Origin of the sequence: Sorangium sp. So ce362 (assembly GCF_051519845.1) — a bacterium.
GTDB lineage: Bacteria > Myxococcota_A > Polyangia > Polyangiales > Polyangiaceae > Sorangium.
In genome coordinates this window covers 11,139,085-11,157,455 of record NZ_CP150332.1, presented here as the reverse complement: position 1 = coordinate 11,157,455, position 18,371 = coordinate 11,139,085, and the positions used below count along the sequence as shown (strand labels likewise).

The window sequence follows — 18,371 nt, the reverse complement described above, 5'->3', positions numbered from 1 at the left end:
GACAGGGAGCACCTGACGCTGCCCCTGGACAGACGCCCCGAAGACAATCCTTGATTCATTGGAACACCTTTCGCGGTCAGATCACACGTTATTCGCAGCCAAGAGAACCTCGCCGGCGGCGATTCGACAGCCAGCGCCGCGAGCATCGGCCATGATGACACACGAATCCAGGGACATGGAAGTCCCACGCGGGAGCTGCGGTGCACCTGGGTCGCCGCCGGCGGGCGGGTTGCGGTCACAGCGGCGACTGCGCCGTGCGAGCCAGGAGGATAAAGTGGAGCTCGCACCGCACCTGCCACGGGTCGTGCAGATCGAACGAAACCGGCGCGCCTGGGCTACCTCGGCCCCATCTTCCCTCTGCGGAGCGTGGTCCTGGAAGTGGGGGTCGGGTTCGACCGACTCGGCCAGACGAACACGTCCCAGAACGACCACGCCGACCCGTACTTTGCGGCCGAATGGGCGATGCCGTTCTCTTACAGAGAATGGCGGCTCTCGCTGTTCCTCGATGGGGCCGCCTCCACTCCACAGCCTGCGGGGTGTGCTCGAGCGCCGGCGACGGTGGAGGAGCTCGTCCCGTCGCTCGTCGAGCGAGGAAGCGGGCACGTAGCCTGCGTCCCCTGCCGTTGCCGCGCCTTGCCGTTCCGTGTACACAGGTCGGATGATTCGAGCACGAGGCTACGCCACGCAAAACGCACAATCGCCCCTCGCTCCGTTCTCGTTCGACCGGCGAGAGCCGGGCGAGCACGACGTGGTGATCGCGATCTCCCATTGCGGGATCTGCCATTCCGACATTCATCAGGCCCGAGGCGAGTGGGGCAATTCGATGTACCCCATGGTGCCGGGCCACGAGATCGTCGGCCACGTGAAGGCCGTCGGGAAGGGCGTCACGAAGCTCCGCGAGGGAGACCGCGTCGGCGTCGGTTGTTTCGTCGACTCGTGCCGCGTCTGCGGGTCCTGCCAGGAGGGGCTCGAGCAGTACTGCGCGAGCGGGATGGTCGCCACGTACAACGGCATGGAGAGGGACGGCAAGACGCCGACGTTCGGCGGCTACTCCGATGTCCTCGTGACGGACGAGAACTACGTGCTCCGCGTGCCGACGAGCCTCGACCCCGCGGCCGTGGCGCCGCTGCTCTGCGCCGGCATCACGACCTACTCGCCCCTGCGCCACTGGAACGTGGGCCCGGGGCAGAGGGTCGCCGTCGTCGGCCTCGGCGGGCTCGGGCACATGGGCGTGAAGTTCGCCGCGTCGCTCGGCGCCGAGGTCACCGTGATCAGCACGTCGACGCGGAAGGAGGCCGACGCGCGCAGGCTCGGCGCCAATCACTTCCTCGTGAGCACCGACCCGAGCGCGGTCGCCTCGGCGGCGGGCTCGTTCGACTTCATCCTCGACACCGTGTCGGCCTCGCACGACGTGAACGCGCTCATCGGCACGCTCCGGCGCGACGGCACGCTCGTGCTCGTGGGCGCGCCGGAGAAGCCGCTCGAGATCGGGGCCTTCGGCCTGCTCCTCGGCCGCCGTCGGTTCGCGGGCTCCGCGATCGGCGGGATCAAGGAGACGCAGGAGATGCTCGATTACTGCGGCGAGCGCGGGATCGTCTCCGACGTGGAGGTGATCCCGATCCAGCAGGTCAACGAGGCGTACGAGCGGACCGTGAAGGGCGACGTTCGTTACCGCTTCGTGATCGACATGAAGAGCCTCTCGGCCTGACGCTCAGCCGAGCGCGTCCCGAAGCACGATCGTCTCGTCCCGCCGGCCCCACCGACACAAGGAACACCGGCACACCGGCAGATCGAGCCAGCCCGTTCGCCTCGGCCTGCCCGTCACCGAGCCGAGCTCGCCTCCCGCGACCCCAGCGCAGAGCCGATTCGTGAGATTTTCCGTGGGGGGCAGGTTACAGAAGGCGACGATCGCACACTCGCGGGAACGCGAGTAGCCCTGTAATACCCGTAACGTCAGAAGGTAAAGGATGGGTCGTGAGTCCAACTCGATCACGCTGAATCTGGAGTCACTCAGGGCCCTTGGGAGCTGGGCAGCGGATTGCGCTGAGAGGGCGCTGTCCGTGTATGAGACGCATGCTGATTCAGATTCCCGGCCCCGTGCGGCGATTGAAGGCATCCGGGGGTTTGCCCGTGGGGGAAAGCGCACGGCTCAGTTGCGCTCCCTTGCCTGGGAGGCGAATGCCGCTGCACGTGAGATCGGCGATCCCGCTGCAGCAGCCGCCGCTCGCGCCGCGAGCCTTGCAGCGGCGATCGCCTACACGCATCCGCTGGCGACTGTCCACCAAACAAAGCACATTGTCGGTCCAGCGGCCTATGCCGCACTGGCAATCGAGCTCGGCCGCGACGGCGATCCAAGCATCGGTGATGGCGAGGTTCGCTGGGCGATCGAGCACGCCACCTCTGAAGTGCGCGAAGTCTTGCAGCAGATGCCCGCTCGTCAAGCGGGCAACAGTCGATTGGACACGATCCTCTATCAGCTGGATGCGGGCATCCGCAGTCGGACCTTGCCGCAAGACTCGCGCCTTCGTCCGGTGTAGGGCCCGCACGGTCCTGCGCCGGTCTCCTTGACAAGGTGGGGCAGCCTTCGGACACGCTATCTTTCCACGATGCGTGGGGGGGGGCGGCACGAGGGGGTGGGATCGGAAGGTGAGCGCGTCCTGTCGCGAGAGAACCGTGGGAGGTGCTCCGGCCGGCAGGCACGCTCGAGCGCTTCGGGCCGGGGTATCTGCAGGTCGAGGACCCGTTTGTAAAGGAAGCGGAGCGCGCACAGCGCTTCAGCCGCCGTTTTTCCCGGAGATCGAGCTGAACGATCGCTTCATCGTGGTCGATCACGCGGGCCATGTGCCAGAGTCCTCTGTCCGGGGCTTCGCCAATCGCGCGGAACTCAGCGGATGTCGTCGACGCTCACGCCGAGTCGCTCGGCGTGTAGGCCAAGGGTGCGCTGCCACGCCGGGCGGGCCTGACAGCGCTCGTAGTAGGCCTTGAGCCCCGGGAAGGGCTCCATCAGGTCGGTCTTGCGGATGCTTTCGGCCACCACGAAGCCGTCGTCGTCGATGACCGGCGCCTGGTGGAAGGGGCTGATGCGGCCGTAGGCGTCGCTGTCGAGCTCGCCGGCGGTGTGGTCGAGCGCGTGGACTCGATATGGCAGCCCGGTCTCCTCGAGCGCCCACTGCGCCCGAACTTCGCCCGTTGCTACCGCCGCCGCCGCCCCTTGGCCGACGCCGCCTCCGATGCCGCAGGGTGTTTGTCGGTCCCTGGTATCGGCGTACAAGGCATTGACCAGAGGAGAGAACGCGTCGGTCACGCCGTTGTTGCCCGCGCCCTGCCGTCGCCCTCGCATCGCACGGCAAGCCTATGTCCCTGGCCTGCTCGGCGTCAGGATGGGCTTTAGCCAAACGGGTACAGGATTTGCTCCGCTACCTCTGCCCGCGACGGCGCCGCGAGAGGGAGAGGCCAAGGAGCGCCGCGGAGAGGAGGACGACACCGCGGCCCGAGCAGGCTGCCTGACCGACGCTGCACGCGGCGGCGGCCGACGGCGCCTCGTCGGGCGCGCCGGTGCCGGTGTGCGTTGCGGTTCGCGGATCGCGCAATGACGCCGGCGAGACGCCGGGCTTGTGGAGGAGATCCCCCGCTCGCGCCCATGGATCCAGGGGTTCGCCCGGGGCGAGCGCGGTGAGCGTGAGGTCGTACCGCTCCTCGTCCTCGGCGTCGACGGGCGCCGCCTCGCCGGGCGACGCGGCGAGATGGAAGGCCGGCGCCTCTGTGCTCGTCACCTTGAACAGCGTGTCACCGATGGTCACGTACCAGTCCCCATCGAACCAGCGCCCGTGTCCGAGGTCGCTGCTGATCTCCTCCGGGGCGGCCCCAGGCCGCCCGATGTAACGCTTCTCGTCGTTGAGGAACATGACCTCACCGGTATCGCTGATGCCGTCGTGCCCGATGCGCAACTCCTGCTGATCGAACTGGCTCGGCGTTGCGAAGTTGCTCAGCTGGTACTCGTCGCCCGCGGGGGTCCGCAGCCACACCTGGTTGACGGCCCCGTCGCTCTTCAGGTAGCCCGCATACCCTGCGTGCAGCAGCAGCCCTGCAGCATCGCCGGTCCTGGAGTCGCCGAGGAACACCTCCTCGCCATCGGCCTTGTAGAGGTAGCTCGAGCTCACCGGTCCATTCCACCACCGGCCGGCGACGTTCGTCCCATCGGTGATCGGCCGTTGCAAGTAGCCGGGATGGCTCCCGAGGCGGATCTCGCCCGGCCCGTGGATCCAAGGCTCTTCGTACGTGCTGTAGTAGATGCCGCCTGACGCCGCGATGTCCGCCTGGAACTGCGACGCGCTGCCGGGATCGAGCCCCAAGCTCGTCGCGATGCCTGTCGATATCGTGTGCACGATGGTCTCGTCGTCGTCGGCGCCCGTCCACAGAAACGTATCGCCGTCAACCGCGTCGAGCCGCCCCTTCCTGCGCGTCTGGTCCCGCGCGCCGTCTTTCCACATGAAGACGTATCCGTACCAAGCTTGCATGACGACGCCGGACGGCGTGAGCGCCCCCTGACCGGGCTCGTGCATCCACTCATGGTGGAGCGTGAGCTCCGTGAGCCACGTCACCTGCTGAGTCATGCGATCGACGACGCCGACCTGGAGCCCGTGATCGATGAACAGGACGCGCGTCGCGTCGAAATCGATGATGGCGCCGGGGGCGCGCTGGACGGCGGTGAGCTTCGGGCTCCGCTCGACGTAGGCGCGCGGGAGCGACCAGTCGTAGAGGACGGGTCCCCCGCCGATCGGCGTCCCGCTCCAGGCGGGTCCCACGCCGTCCATGGCCTCGAGCCTGACCGTGAGCACCTCGCCCGACTGAAGCGGCGATGACAGGTATTGCAGCACGTCCATCCTCCCTGGCACCGACGACGGGACGCCCTCCAGCACTTCATCGCGCACCTGGCTCCGGACGCGCGCCTTGAACTGCGTGCAGGAATAGGGAGGGATCCCGACGCACGTCGCAGCGATGCGGGTGTCCCCGGTGAGCGTGCGGTTTGGCCGCGGGCTCGTCACCCAGACGCTGGGCGGCGCGTACTTATGCACGGTATACTGCTTCGTCCGCGCTTGTCCGAGCTTGTCGTACGCGACGAACGTCAAGGTGTGAGGGCCGTAGGGTACCGTGCTCGTGTCGATTTTCGCGTAGTAACGATGATTGTAGTCGTTGAATGTGAGCGGGGTCGTCACCCCTGCGTATTCCGCTTCGACGAAGGAGACATCTTCGTGCGGTATCGCAGCGATGCTGACGTCGATGGTGTTGAAATCGGATATCGCGCTCTTGTAATCTTTTCTCCAGGTGGTCCGCCCATAGAACTGGATCTGGTCCAGGACCACCTCTGCCAGCGCGGCCGTGGTCGAGAGGGACATCCACGATGCAACGGCACAGCCGATGAGCGTCCGAGGGGAATGCATGGGGCCTCCATGGGTAGCACGGGGCTCTGATGCAGCCGCGGCTCGCCCCATTCAGCCGGCCGGGCCCGCGACACGGGCGTTACGCCTCGACGGTACGCCGCGTGCCGCGCGCCAGCGTCGCCGCGCTGCTCCGCGCCCGCGGCTTGGCGCAAAGGCCCGGACCGTACGGGCGGAACCTGGAGCGTATCCCGGGGGCGAGGCGGCGCGCTCTGGTGGCCGGGTAAGAAGCCAGGGAAGAGGAGCAACATCGCAGCCATCGTGGATTGCTGCGAGAGGCACGAGGATGAGTGCGGGCTCGGAGTAGACTGGGCGGGAGCGCACGAGCGGGCGTCGTCCAGCGGCGCGGCGTCGCCTCGGGTTTGAACTTCCTTCTCCCAAGGCGAGTCTGGTAAGTTCAGCATCGATGCCTCTGGACCCTGCACGAGCGACGGAGCTTGTCAGCCAGCTCGACGCGGCGCGTGAGCCATGCCAGCTTGAAGTCGTTGGGCGGCCGAGGGGTCCGCACCGTCACAGCGGCTGCGGTTCAGGTCGGGCGACCCACCCGTCCGCTCCGTGCCCACATCGGCCGGCTGAATCTGGATCCTCGCAGGCGGCGCAGGGTTCTCACGGGACATGGAGATGACGGCGCTCATCCGACTATATGACGCGGGACTGGGGCTCATCATCGAGCACGCGAGCGGGGTTCTGTATACGAATCAGACATGCGGCGTTTGCTGCACACACCCCGAGTTGGAGGGCGTCTTCGTCCCGTTCGATGCCGAGGAGAGTCGGCTGCAGCTCGATGCCCACTTCGAGGGCCCCAAATATCGAGGGACTGGCGCCATGCACGGCATCGACGAAGAGGACGCGGTCTTCATCGAGTCGGTCTTGCGCGATGGGCGCATCGAGGTCCCTCTCGTCGTGGATCGCTCCCACCTCAAGAAATCGCACGAGGCCTGGGTACACGTGCTCATCGAGGCTGAGACTGCGCCATTTTCTACTGTTTCGGGTTTCGGCCCGTACCCCCGACGAGGAGTGCTGACATGGCCAAACTCAGATTAGTGACCGATGGCGCGCCGCCCAACAAGCGGCTGGTGCCGACGGCGCGCCGAGCCTCTCGGCGCGGCGCACCGCAGCACACCCGCGGTCGTTAGGCAGACGTGGACATGAGCGAAGCACTGACAGAAGCAAAACGCGAGATTCGCTCTCGGTTCGGATCGAGCGTTCAATGCCGCCAAGAAGGCGGCATGCTCACAATCGGGTTTATCGGTCGCGATGAATCCGTGGGCGTCACGGTGTGTGATGCCGAGCGTCCCTCTTTCAACGTCAGCTACCCGGGCTTCGGACCGGACGCAGCCTCATGGCGGGAGCTGCGAGAGCAATCTGCGGAAGGCGTCCTCCTTCCTGGGGTGCTCTCGATAGTCGAAGCGATCAGGCAGGATGGCGCAGTCCTCCCCGAGTTCCCCAGACCAGGGCTCCGTGGTCGGCCTGCAAGAAGCCCCCGATGAGATCGGTTCTTCCTCGCTAAGCGCGAGGCCACCGCCCGGCACGAGCAGGTGGACGTGGGCCAGGCATGCCGGAAACCGGGTCTGATTGCGCGAGGCGCTGCCGCGGCGTTTGGCGCTAACAACGACGTTACTACCGATGGGCCGTCTCTGGAAGACAGCATCCATTGCCAGCCCACCGCTGCCGCAGCAGGGACAGCAGTGATTGCCAGAGCAGCACCGTCACAGCGGGGACAGCCGCGATTGCCCATGGGAGAGGGTCACAGCGGGGACAGCAGTGATGGCCAGGGCGGCACCATCACAGCCCGGCCCCACCCCGGCGCGCGCCGGGGTCAGACCCCGCGCGGAAAGTCGCCCTGCGGCGGGATGCGCGGGTCCTCGGTGGGGTCGGGCGAGGGCGGCTCGGGTTGCTCCGGGCCCGGGTCGCCCGGGTTGGGCGGCAGCGGGTCCTCGTCGTCGCCGCCGGGTACGTCCGTCTTTGCGAGCTCATGGGCGCGGTTGTTCATGACGTTCTTCAAGTGCAATTCCCGAGCCATTGTAATTTTCGCGCTGGACAACCCGGACAGCGCGCCGCTTGACGCCGCGCCCCGGCATCCGTGATCTGCGGCCGGCGTGCTCTCGATCCGCCACGACCCGTTCCCGCTGGAGGCCGCCCGCGACCTGCTCGGCATCGTGCGCGCGCTCTACGCCGCGGCGCGCGCGCGCGGGGCGAGCGTGGCAGATCTCCACGCCATCGCCGCGGTCGGCGACGATCTGCGGCAGGCGATCGCCCTCGCCGCGGCCCATCCGCCCGGCACGCTCGGCTTCTCGTCGGCGTGGACCCGCGCCGAGCGCGCGGCGGGCCGCGTCGGCGAGCTCGCGGACGCGCTCGCGCCCGCGGCGCCGATCGTCCGCGCCGCCGTGGCGCGCGTCGGCGGCGGCGGCGTCACGCCCGGGTGAGCGCCCCCGCGATGGGGTGATCCGGCGGGATGGGCCAGGCGAGGGCGCGCGAGGCGACCGCGCAGTACGCGGCGAGGCGCTCGCGCGGCACCGGGGCGCGCGAGCCGAGGCGACCGAGGTTGTCGATGAGCAGCTCGAGGCAGCTGTTGCCCACCCGCTCCCCGACGCCGAGCGCCGTGGCGTGGACCCGCTCGACGCCGCACGCCGCCGCCCAGAGCGCGGCGGCGAGGCCGAGGCCGCGATCGTTGTGGCCGTGCCAGTCGAGCTCGATCCGGGCCGCGCCCAGCGCGGCGAGCTCGCGCCGGGCGAACGCGACGAGCGCCGCGACCCCCGGCGGGGTGACATGGCCGGTCGTGTCGCAGAGACAGAGGCGCGCCGCGCCGGCGTCCACGGCGGCGCGGAAGAGCGTGTCGAGCATGGCGGGCGGCGAGCGGGTCGCGTCCTCCGCGACGAGGCAGAAGGGCAAGCCGGCCGCCGCGGCGGCCCGGCCGGCCGCCTCGACGCTGCGGGCCAGGAAATCAGGCCCCCACCCCTCGACGAAGTGCCGGATCGGCGAGCTGCCGATGAACGCGTAGACAACGATCGGCGCCCCCGTGCGGTCCGCGACGCGGGCGACCTCCTCGATGTCCGCGGCGATCGTGCGCGCGGCCGCGGTCAGGGCGAGCGGCAGCCTGGACGAGGCGATCTCCCGGGCGAGCAGGCACGCGTCCTCGAGCTGCCGCGGCCCGGCCGCCGGGATGCCGAGGTTCACCGCGTCGACGCCGATGCTCGCCATCGCGTGGAGCAGCTCGATCTTGTGCGCGCTCGGCGGGTTGACGGTGGAGACGCCCTGGATGCCGTCGCGCAGCGTCTCGTCGAGCACCTCGACCGGCCGGGCTCCCCGGCCGAAGGGCAGCCACGCCTCGGCCTCGGCGCACGCCGCAGCCCAGGCCTCGGCCGGCACGCCGCCCGGCGGCAGCCGGCGCTCCGCGGGCGCGGGCTCGGCGCGATTCCAGTCGAACAGGGCCGCTGCGCCGGGTTCCCGGTCGTCGGGGCTCATGCGCTGCATGTCATCTCGCGGGGGCTCTCGGCGTGGCGCATGCGCGGCGCGCCGCGTCGAGCCGGCGCGGGGGAGAGGTTACTTCATGTCGGCCCTCGGAGCAGGTCCCGATCTCCCGGCCGGAGCCCGCCGCGACCTCGACCTGCGCGCCCGGCCCGCTGCGCGACCTCGACCTGCGCGCCCGGCCCGCTGCGCGACCTCGACCTGCGCGCCCGGCCCGCTGCGCGCACCGGCTCACTGCGCGCCCGATTTGCCGGGTTCGTCGCTCCGGGCATCGACGATCCCATGCGCCTCGAGCGGGCCGCGCTGCGGGCGGCCGGACCAGCATTGCGTGCGGTGAGCGGCAGCGTAAAAAGCTGTTCCAGGAGCAACCTGCTGCTCCGGTACACCTGCCGCTTCAGGAGCTTCGATGACGCACATGCCCCGCTTGACGACGACCTCGCTCGCGCTCCTCACGATCGCGCTCTGCGCCGGCTGCTCGCCCTCCGAGCGCAATTTCACGTCGGGCGTGGGCGGTGAGGGCGGCGGCGCGGGCCACGGCGGCGCGGGGGGCGCAAGCACCGGCGGCGGCGCAGGCGCAGGCGGCGCAGGCGGCCACGGCGACGCGTGCGCCGCGCCGGAGGACTGCCCCGCCGCGGAGAACGCGTCGCCCACGTGCGAGGCAGGCGTCTGCGGCGTCGCTTGCGACACCGGCTTCCTGGACTGCGACGCCGCGGCCCCGGGCTGCGAGGCGCTCTCGCGCGACCTCGATCACTGCGGCGCCTGCGGCAACCGCTGCGCGACGGAGTGCGTGGAGGGGAAGGAGGGCGCCTTCTGCAACGACGTGGTCGAGATCTCGGCCGGCTATGCCCACACCTGCGCGCTCCGGCGGGACGGCAGCGTGTGGTGCTGGGGCAGGAACACGTTCGGCGAGTCGGGCAAGCCGGGGAGCGACCTGGTCTTCCCTTTCCCGGCGCAGGTCGCCCTTCCCGGCAAGGCCCTCCACGTGGCGGCGGGCGGCGGGTTCTTGCGTTCGGGCGACTCCGGCGCGCCCCCTCCCGCGCACACGTGCGCGATCATGGAGGACACGACGGTCATCTGCTGGGGGCACGGAACGACGGGGCAGCTCGGCATCGGCGGCTACCCCGCGTCGAGCGCGCCGGCGCGGGTGCCGAGCCTGATCAACGTCGTGCAGCTCTCGCTCGGCGCGGCGCACTCGTGCGCGGTGAAGATGGGCGACGAGCTGTACTGCTGGGGCTCGCACCAGGAGGGCCAGCTCGGCAAGGGGGAGTCGGGGCAGTCCGAGTACATCACCCCGACGCTCATCCGGAGCGACAGCCGGCAGGTCGCGAGCGGCCAGGATCATACCTGCGCCATCAAGGCCTCCGACGGAGGCCTGCTCTGCTGGGGCCGGAGCTTCGATGGCCAGCTCGGCACCGGCTCGCAGGAGAGCGCCTCGTCGCCGGTGCCCGTCCTCGCGCCGCTCGCCGCGGGCGTCGAGGAGGTGGTCGCGGGCGACCGGCACACCTGCGCGCGCAAGGGCGTGGAGGTCTACTGCTTCGGCAACGATTACAACGGCGCGGTGGGCGCCGATCGGTACGGGCCCGTGCTGGAGCCCACGCTGGTCGTGGTGCCTCGGGCGGCGCACATCGACGTGGGCCGCGAGCGGAGCGGCGCGGTGTCGGGCGAGGCGCGAGCGCTCAAGATGTGGGGGGTCGGCCCCCTCGGCCACGGCGAGGATGGGCTGTCCTCGCAGCCGGTCGACGTGCCCCTCGACGGCGTGGCGCAGCTCGCCGTCGGCTATTACCACACGTGCGCTCTGAGGACGACCGGCGAGGTCCTCTGCTGGGGCGAGAACACCCAGGGACAGCTCGGCGTGGGCCGCGAGGTCGAAGAGCAGCTCTCGCCGGTCGCGGTCAAGCTCGCGCCCTGAGCGCGGCGCTCACGGGCCCGCGTCCTCGGCGCGAACGGAGGACAGAGCTCCTTGGCTCGCCGGAGAGCGCCACGCCGACCGCCTCGACGGTGTTCCTACCAGCTATCTGAGAACAGACAATCGTAGAGCGTGGCCCCTCCCAAGAGGCGGCTGTCGGTTGCCACGTCCGGTATGAACGGTCAATCAACGTACGACCCGGAAATTTGCCATCGATCCGATTTAGCATGCCTTGCCAGCGGTCACGATCGGCTCCGGCGCGACGACGGGCGTCCACCAGCCGTCCATGTTCCTCTGTCCGCTTGTAGCGCGGATCCTCACGCGAGTAATATCGATATACTACTCCCACCAACTCTTCGTTCGAGTGCTTCATGGCTTCGTAACCCTGGCACCGCTCACGGCTCCGGGCATCCTGACCTTCATCTCTTCAGCGGCGCCCGTTCGGCGGCGGTCCCGCCTCCCAGCGAGAAGCCCAGCACGCCCACCTGCGCGGCGTCGGTATGTCGGGCGAGGATGCCGGGAATCCGCGAGGAGGTGGCGCCCGCCATGGTGTCGAGAAGGAAGCGCACGTCGGCCGCGCGGACGCCGACCCAGAACGTCTTGAACGCCACGTCTTCGTCCGTTCCCGGGCCGGGCACGCGCGCCTGGGTTGGCGCGACGGTGCCCTCGGGGAACACCACCGCGGCCGCGTCGTAGGTGTGCTCCAGCGCGATGACCACGTATCCCTGGCTCGCGAGCGGTCGCCGTTGCGGCGCCGGGCCGGAGGTGAATACAGTGGCCGCGTGATCCCCCCTCGCCAGGAGACTGTCTTGCTCAACCGTGCCCGCCACCGCTCGCTCGCTCCAGGTCGCGCCCCCCTCTCCGCCTCGCTCCCTGCGCTCCTCGCCTGCGTCGCGGCCTGCGGCCCTGCCACGCCGGCAAACGAGCCGGCCCAGCCGTCCGCAGATCCCACACCCGCCCCTGCCCCCGCGCTGCCCGCGCCGGCGACGCCCGCCATCGACACGGCGCTCGGCGGCCAGCTCTTCGACAAATTCTATGGGAAAAAGCCCCCGTTTTCGGCCTTCGTCCCCGATAGCTCGAAGACCCAAGGGGCCCTGGATGGTCAAGGCGGTCCCTCGGCCAATGGGACGCTGAAGCTCGGATCCGGGGAGGCGATGAACAACGACGCTGGCCATGACTATCGGCTCAAGAACTTCTTCGGGTGGGATCTCAAGGGGCGCGAGGGCATCTATGGACCGAGCGCGATGGCGAAGGGGTACGCCGTCTCGCGGAACCTCCTCGGGGGACGCGAGACGCAAGAGGATCTCGTCCTCCTGTTCACGAAGGGGGATCGCGAGATCCCCGCGTACGGCGACGTGCTCACGCCCCCTCAGATCGAGGCCATGGCCGCGTTCGTTGTCGGCGTCCGCGACGGCGCGCTCCCCCATCCCGACCAGATCTTCACGCTCAAGCCGCCGGCTCAAGGGCATTACGCGCTCCTGCCGGGCGGCGACGCCGCCCGCGGGAAGGCTCACATCAAGGACCGCTGCTCCTCGTGCCACGGCGACGATGGGACGGAGGAGCTCTTCGACGACGGCGCCTATTCGCTCGGCTCACACGCGCGGCAGAAGGCGTACGAGGACTGGCACAAGATCCTGAACGGGCAGCCGGGCTCGCCCATGGGCCGTCAGGTCCGCGGGAGCACAGGCAAGGAGATGGCGCAGGAGCTCCTCGACATCCTCGCGGCCCTCTGCGATCGCGGCGCGTTCCCTCCAGGAAAGGCGACGGCGAAAGATGTCGATGACGGCGACGGGCGCTGCGGCGCCTATCTGAAATAACCGGTCAGCGCAGCTCGCCCACGAGCGTATCGAGGCGGCGCCGGCATCGCGCCGGCGCCGGGCGGTGCAACCGTCGAAAGGGCATCGTCGGCCGCCGGGCGTGCCTCTTGCAACGCTCGCAACGAACGCCAGCCCGGCCGGCGCATGTGGACCGCCATGCCGAGCGATCCCGAAAGCCCCGAGCGGCGCGGGGCGCGCTTGACAGCTTTCGTACGGGCCACGATAATTTCGGCCCCCGCGACGACTTGGCCTGGGGGGACAGGAGGCGGACGTGGTCTGGACGATTACCGCGGAGAAGAGGTACGAGAAGCAGCTCTCGAAGGCGGGGCTCATGAGCTCCGAGGAAACAAAGCTCAACGAGTGGCTCGCCCTCGTGCCGACCAGAGGTCCGTTCGCCGCCGCCACGGAGCTGCACATCAAGTGCGCGAAGCTCCATGGTGGGGGGGACCAGTGGGAGATCTATCTGGGGAGCTACCACCGCATGTCCTTCACGGTGAATGGGTTCGAGCAGGTCGAGCTGCTATTCGTCGGGCACACCTGAAGCTCCGCGGGCCTCGCCATCGAGGCCGCTGAAGTCGCCGCGCGAGGTCGAATGCGGCCGGCATGTGCCCGCCGCCAGCCTTGCTTCCCGAGGCCGAGCTATCGCCGGCCGGCGAGCTCGTCGGCGCCGTTCCAGGACGACCTTCTCCCGATTGCCGCTCTTCGAGCGGAGCGTCACCCCCACGCACGACGCTCGCCCGCCGTCCGAGACCGTGGAGCGCGACGACGACGCTCGTCTTGCACCACGCCGCGCCCTCGTGTGACAATCCGCTGGGACTATTCGCATGGCCAAGCACGTCGTGCGCGCTGGCGACTGCATCGAGAGCATCGCCGACGCCCATGGTTTCTACTGGGAGGTGGTCTGGAATCACCCAGACAACGCGGCGCTACGGAAGCTGCGCGGTGATCCGGTGACGCTCGTCCCGGGCGACGAGGTCTTCGTGCCCCCGCTGCGCCCGAAGACCGTCGAGTGCGCGACCGAGGCGAGGCATACCTTCCGCCGCAAGGGCGTACCGTCCAAGCTGCGCGTGCAGCTGCTCGACCTCGCCGGACGGCCGCGTGGTGGGGTCGACTACGCGCTGACGATCGCGTCGGACGAGCGCACGGGTTCGACCGACGGCGACGGGTGGCTCGACGAATGGCTGCCGCCCCGAGCGCGCAAGGCAACACTCAGGATCCCGCCCCGGGGTGACGAACCCGAGGAGACCTACGAGCTCGAGATTGGCCACCTCCGACCGGCCGATGATCTCGAGGGAATCCAGGCGCGGCTGCGCAACCTGGGGTGGTACGAGGGCCCCCTCAACGGAGAGCTCGACGGCCCGACCGCCGAGGCGCTCCAGGGCGTCCAGGCCGCAGAGGGCCTCGTTCCAACCGGGGAGCTCGACGACGATACCCGATCCCGCCTGCGGGATGCCTACGGGGGCTGAGCCGGCATGCTGTGGACCGACATCACGATCGTCGACGGCGGGACGCACACCGGCGACCAGGCGCGCGCGTACATGGCGCAGCGGTATCCCGGGCTCGTCGATGGGCCGTCGAACAAGTCGATCACCCTGAAGGTGGAGGGCAAGTGGCTGTTCGGGGTCAAGGCCATCGAGCACCTCGAGTCGCTGCTCGGTCCCAAGCTCAAGCACAACCGAAAGACGACCTACGGCTTCAGCATGCCGGTGCTCAAGCCGGTGCGGCGACGAATGCAGAACGTCATCGCGCCGCCCAGGCCGAAGCTCCAGGTCACGATCGAGATCGGCGACATCGATGGCCTGTTCGAGCCGATGGGCATGGGCTCCCCACCGGCCGACGCGGGCGTGCGGCAGCGCCTGCAGGTGCTCGGCTATTTCTATGCGCCGCTCTCGTTGCCCAAGGCGGGCCGCCTCGACCAGTGGGCGACCGACTCATGGGCCTACTTCAAGCGGGTGCACGAGACCGCGGCAAGAAAGGCGCTGTCCGACGCCGAGCTCAGGGCCCTGCTCAAGCAGGAGATCGAGGCCCACCTCCTCGCCGCCTCGCTCCCGACCAGCGGGCAGATCCTGGCGAAATCGACCCTGCCCCGCAAGGGTTCGGCGGCCGCGATCCGGGTGCCCGGCGGATTCCGCTCCACCAAGGGAGCCGCCTCCGGGCTGTTCACCGGCGACCACGTCTACAACGGCGGAAAGGACTCGGCCGTCGGGGCGAAGTACGAGTACACGGTCGGCGCCGATCGCCACGCGCTCGAATCGCTCGTCTACACCGACAATCCGATGCTCGGGAGGATCCCGCTCCTCGTCAAGGTCACCAAGGTGGTAGGGAGCGACGCCCCCGTTCCCGTCCATGGTGCCAAGGTGATCGTGCAGCTGGTGGATCCAGACCTCGACACCCAGGGGCCCCTCGAGGCGCCGCCGGCCCCGGACAAGGTGATGGATTACGGGCGCGACTGCACGCTGTGGACGAGCTCGGCGCGTCCGCCGGTACCGGTGCAACCCGCGCAGCTGTGGAAGCCACGGATCCCGGATCTCGGCGAGGGGCTGCTGGCGGCGGAGTACACCGCGGTGCACAAGCTCGTCACAAAGGCGGATGCCCAGGCGAGCACCGGCTCGATCAACCCATGGATCGACACCTGGGCTCCGGCGGCGCCGCTCCCCGACGCGCACGCCGACGCGCCCGCGCCCGAGCCGAACTGGAGCGCGGTGAAGGCGTGGTGGACCGGGGAGGCCACGCGACCGTACCCCAGCCTGCGCCCGCACATGAACGCCGCCGCCAAGACGGTGGCGGCGCGCATCCTCGCGTCCAAGCCACCGAGTGAGTTCACTGGCCGGGGGCAGCGCAAGTTCATCAAGGACATGGAGGATGCGCTGGTGAACGCCGCGACGGTTCCCACCGATCCGCAGCGCCGCAACGTGCCGGAGAAGTGGTGTGGCAAGGCGGAGTCGGCCGACGGCATCAAGGCCGTCCTCGACGTGCCGGCGGCCGACGTCGAAGGCTTCCACACCAAGCGCCCGTCGCAGACCGTCGACCATGGGACGATCGCCCACGCCACGCTGCCGGACGATGCGAGGAAGTACCCGCACGCGGTGCAGTGCGTCACGAACGCCAAGGGGCTCGGCGGCACGATCTTCAAGCCCTCGCGCTGCGGCGGCGATCGATACAGGCTGAAGGTGACGCTCGAGGAGAGCTGGCTCGCCGCGCAGAACGCGTCGCCCGACAGCGTGACAACCGCCGAGACCGGCACGCTCATCGTGTGGCGCAACGTGCGGATCTACAAGCACGTCAAGCTCGACCACAAGACGTCGCGCGACTGGAGCGCGGAAGTGCTCGGCCTGGTGAAGCACGGGAACCTGAACCGGCTCACGGCCCCCCTGTTCGTGGCGATGAAGCTCGATGACGCCATGGTCGACGCCGCCATCTTGCCGTCGACCCCGCGCGAGCCGCCGTACCCAGCCACGACCACGGCCAAGCCGGCCAATGCGGCGGCGCCGGCCGCAGAGCAATGGCGCCCGGTCGCCACCGCCAGTTCGTCGTTCCCCGACCAGCTCCGGTGGGCCTACTGCGAGGTGATCCAGGACTGTACGCGGATCGAGACGATCGACCCCGCCCACCTCGACCGCGCGCTGGACGTTGGCGCGAGGTCGTTTGACCAGAGCGGTCGCTTCAAGAAGAAGGTGCACTGGCCGACGATGATCCTCAAGGACGCGACGTCGCCGTTCCTCATCCCCCTGCGCGCCCACACCGACTACAACGCGCGCAAGCCGGGCGGCGCCGGCCTCGCCAACCTCGCCATGGACTACGACGAGGATGGCGAGTACGGGCTCGCGGGCTGGGCCCTCGTGGAGGGCGTGATCGAGAGCCTCGCGGACGGGGGGTTGATGCCCGGGCTCACCTTCATCCAGGCGCCGTGGGGTGCGTCGTGGCATCACAAGCTCCACGACGTGGGGCAGGACCTTGTCACCAGCGGATTCGGGGCGGCCAGCGGAGCTCTGCTCACCTGCACCAGCGGCACCTACTATCCGAACTTCATCTATCCGGCGACCTCCAACGGCATCCACGAGCTCGGTCACGTGCTCATGCTGTGCCACCAGGCCTGGCCCTCGGACACCGGTGGCTCCGATGCCAAGATGCACCAGCCGCCGCCCGCGGCGAAGCTCGCGACGCCGGCTCCGAACGACGTCGTCTGCGTCATGAGCTATGCTGGCTGCTACGGCGAGCTGTGCGGGCGTTGCCTGCTCTCGCTGCGCGGCTGGGCGGTCAAGAGCAACACCTTCGACACCGGGGCTTGAGGCGCAGCGCATGTCGGTCCACGTACGGCTCGATCTCGAACCTCCGGTGCTGCGCTGGCCGCAGCTGCCCGCGTGCCGCGTGACGCTGGTCAACGGCGGCGGCGAGGCGCTGCGGGACATCAACGTCGAGGATCCACGCGGCCGCGCGGCGCTGGAGCTCACCGATCTGGCCACGGGAGAACAGACCGAGATCGCGGCGCCGATCCTCGACCCTTCGGTATTCCTGCTCAGCGAGCCGTGTTCCCTGGAGCCCGGTGCCCAGCTCGAGGACGCGTTCTACCTCGGACGCCGGCTGTCCTTGCCTCGACCCGGGCGCTATCGACTCCGGGCCCGCTTCCGGTGGGACGACGGAGAGGCGCGATCGGACGCCGTGCCCTTCGAAGTACAGGCGGCTCCCGCGGCTGCGCTCGCCGTGGAGCCCGAGCGCGGCGGGCCGATGAGCGCGCTGGCCTGCGCCTGGAACGATCGCGACGCGGGAACGATGCGCCTGACCTCGATCGCCCAGCAGCCCGCGCTGGCCGCCGGGCCTACCGTCGATCTCGCGCGGGCCGCGGCGCTCGCTGTCCCCATCCTCTCGGTGCCCGCCGATCGCTTGCCCGGGCGCCAGTACGTGGCCTGGATCGTCGATCGCGAGCTCGGCTACGCCGTCCACGAGCATGGCGCGATCGAGCGGGGCCAGCTCGACCTGCAGGCCTCCGACTGGCGGCCCATCGGCCCGGCATGCGAGCTCTCCATGGAGGCCCCCGGGGCCCCCGATGCCGAGCTCCTGCTCTTGCGCGACGAGGGCTCCCGGTGGCGGCTACGGGCGATTCGCCTGGTCCAGGCCGCCGTGCTGGGGGCGGACGTGGTGGTTTCCGGGCCGGCCCCCGCCTGGGCGCGCGTGGTGCATCGCCCCGATGGCGAGCGCCGGATCTTCGTGGTGACGAGCACGAGCGGCGCCACCTCCCTGTTGTGGGGGAGCTGGACCCCCGGCTGCGGCCCCACGCGGCTCCGCGCCGCGATCGAGGGCCCCGGCCATCTGCTCGCCGCCGCGGCGCAGCTCGGGGCAGGAGGCTGCTCGGTTGGCGCGGCCCTCGTCGCGGTGGCCACCCCGCGCGGCCGGCTCCACGCCCTGTGGTCGTGGTCGCTCACCGAGGACGACGCGTTCGCCCACCAGACAACGGAGCTGACGTGCCTGGCCGATGCCTCCGTCGACGAGGCGTTCGTCGCCGTCGATCAGCGCGGGAGCGCGGCGGTGCTCGCGCGGCGCGCGGAGGCGTGGTCCTTCGTCGACGCCAGCCGGCCCGACGTGGCCGGCCCGGCGCCCGCGCTGGCATCACCGCTGCAGCTCTCGTTCCTGCGCGGCCGAACGCCGGTCGTCGTGTACGCCGAGCCCGAACAGGGCCTGTTCCTGCGCCCGCTCGTCGACCTGCCTCCCTTCGTCCCGCCCACCTAGCCTGGATCGACGAGCGGG

At 69.8% G+C, this 18,371-nt stretch carries 15 protein-coding genes and 1 pseudogene; 10 read left to right on the top strand and 6 right to left on the bottom strand.

Annotated features, from left to right (window positions below; genetic code table 11):
- Nucleotides 1–658 precede the first annotated feature (658 nt).
- Nucleotides 659–1,708 (top strand): NAD(P)-dependent alcohol dehydrogenase, encoded by a 1,050-nt coding sequence (locus WMF17_RS42805; protein WP_437646640.1) that lies wholly within the window; start codon nt 659–661, stop codon nt 1,706–1,708.
- 66 nt (nt 1,709–1,774) lie between these two features.
- Here WMF17_RS42805 and WMF17_RS42800 read toward each other — a convergent pair.
- A pseudogene (locus WMF17_RS42800) lies at nt 1,775–1,843 on the bottom strand (adenylosuccinate synthetase); the annotation flags it as partial.
- 124 nt (nt 1,844–1,967) lie between these two features.
- Between WMF17_RS42800 and WMF17_RS42795 the strand changes: the two are divergent.
- On the top strand, nt 1,968–2,537 hold the full coding sequence (locus WMF17_RS42795; protein WP_437646638.1) for a putative immunity protein: 570 nt from the start codon (nt 1,968–1,970) through the stop codon (nt 2,535–2,537).
- A gap of 347 nt (nt 2,538–2,884) precedes the next feature.
- Here WMF17_RS42795 and WMF17_RS42790 read toward each other — a convergent pair whose 3' ends face one another.
- Nucleotides 2,885–3,304, bottom strand: a complete 420-nt coding sequence (locus WMF17_RS42790) for a glutathione S-transferase N-terminal domain-containing protein (RefSeq protein ID WP_437646637.1) — start codon at nt 3,302–3,304, stop codon at nt 2,885–2,887.
- 112 nt (nt 3,305–3,416) lie between these two features.
- Nucleotides 3,417–5,441 carry a hypothetical protein gene (locus WMF17_RS42785; protein ID WP_437646635.1) on the bottom strand — a complete coding sequence of 675 codons (2,025 nt, stop codon included), beginning with the start codon at nt 5,439–5,441 and terminating at the stop codon, nt 3,417–3,419.
- Between the two features lie 618 nt (nt 5,442–6,059).
- On the opposite strand from WMF17_RS42785, the gene WMF17_RS42780 reads away from it, so the two are divergent.
- Nucleotides 6,060–6,482 (top strand): DUF6210 family protein, encoded by a 423-nt coding sequence (locus WMF17_RS42780; RefSeq protein ID WP_437599320.1) that lies wholly within the window; start codon nt 6,060–6,062, stop codon nt 6,480–6,482.
- 775 nt (nt 6,483–7,257) lie between these two features.
- Here the strand turns inward: WMF17_RS42780 and WMF17_RS42775 are convergent.
- Nucleotides 7,258–7,443 (bottom strand): hypothetical protein, encoded by a 186-nt coding sequence (locus tag WMF17_RS42775; RefSeq protein WP_437599319.1) that lies wholly within the window; start codon nt 7,441–7,443, stop codon nt 7,258–7,260.
- A gap of 94 nt (nt 7,444–7,537) precedes the next feature.
- On the opposite strand from WMF17_RS42775, the gene WMF17_RS42770 reads away from it, so the two are divergent.
- On the top strand, nt 7,538–7,864 hold the full coding sequence (locus WMF17_RS42770; protein ID WP_437646633.1) for a hypothetical protein: 327 nt from the start codon (nt 7,538–7,540) through the stop codon (nt 7,862–7,864).
- On the opposite strand, the gene WMF17_RS42765 is transcribed toward WMF17_RS42770, so the two are convergent.
- Complete coding sequence (locus WMF17_RS42765; protein WP_437576859.1) at nt 7,851–8,903, bottom strand: 2-isopropylmalate synthase; 1,053 nt, start codon at nt 8,901–8,903, stop codon at nt 7,851–7,853. The genes WMF17_RS42770 and WMF17_RS42765 overlap by 14 nt on opposite strands.
- Nucleotides 8,904–9,312: 409 nt before the next feature.
- On the opposite strand from WMF17_RS42765, the gene WMF17_RS42760 reads away from it, so the two are divergent.
- Nucleotides 9,313–10,815 carry a hypothetical protein gene (locus WMF17_RS42760; protein WP_437646631.1) on the top strand — a complete coding sequence of 501 codons (1,503 nt, stop codon included), beginning with the start codon at nt 9,313–9,315 and terminating at the stop codon, nt 10,813–10,815.
- A 416-nt stretch (nt 10,816–11,231) separates the two neighbouring features.
- Here the strand turns inward: WMF17_RS42760 and WMF17_RS42755 are convergent, their stop codons facing one another.
- Nucleotides 11,232–11,531 carry a hypothetical protein gene (locus WMF17_RS42755; RefSeq protein WP_437646629.1) on the bottom strand — a complete coding sequence of 100 codons (300 nt, stop codon included), beginning with the start codon at nt 11,529–11,531 and terminating at the stop codon, nt 11,232–11,234.
- Between the two features lie 90 nt (nt 11,532–11,621).
- Here WMF17_RS42755 and WMF17_RS42750 point away from each other — a divergent pair, with 90 nt between their 5' ends.
- From WMF17_RS42750 to WMF17_RS42730, 5 genes are all read left to right on the top strand, one after another.
- A complete protein-coding gene (locus WMF17_RS42750; RefSeq protein ID WP_437646627.1) occupies nt 11,622–12,629 on the top strand; it encodes a hypothetical protein in 1,008 nt (335 codons plus the stop codon).
- Nucleotides 12,630–12,900: 271 nt separating this feature from the next.
- A complete protein-coding gene (locus WMF17_RS42745) occupies nt 12,901–13,170 on the top strand; it encodes a hypothetical protein (RefSeq protein ID WP_437646626.1) in 270 nt (89 codons plus the stop codon).
- Nucleotides 13,171–13,453: 283 nt separating this feature from the next.
- Nucleotides 13,454–14,095, top strand: a complete 642-nt coding sequence (locus WMF17_RS42740) for a peptidoglycan-binding protein (protein WP_437646624.1) — start codon at nt 13,454–13,456, stop codon at nt 14,093–14,095.
- Nucleotides 14,096–14,101: 6 nt separating this feature from the next.
- Entirely contained in the window at nt 14,102–16,918 is a 2,817-nt protein-coding gene (locus WMF17_RS42735) for a hypothetical protein (RefSeq protein WP_437646623.1), read from the top strand.
- 10 nt (nt 16,919–16,928) lie between these two features.
- On the top strand, nt 16,929–18,353 hold the full coding sequence (locus tag WMF17_RS42730; RefSeq protein ID WP_437646622.1) for a hypothetical protein: 1,425 nt from the start codon (nt 16,929–16,931) through the stop codon (nt 18,351–18,353).
- Nucleotides 18,354–18,371: the final 18 nt, after the last annotated feature.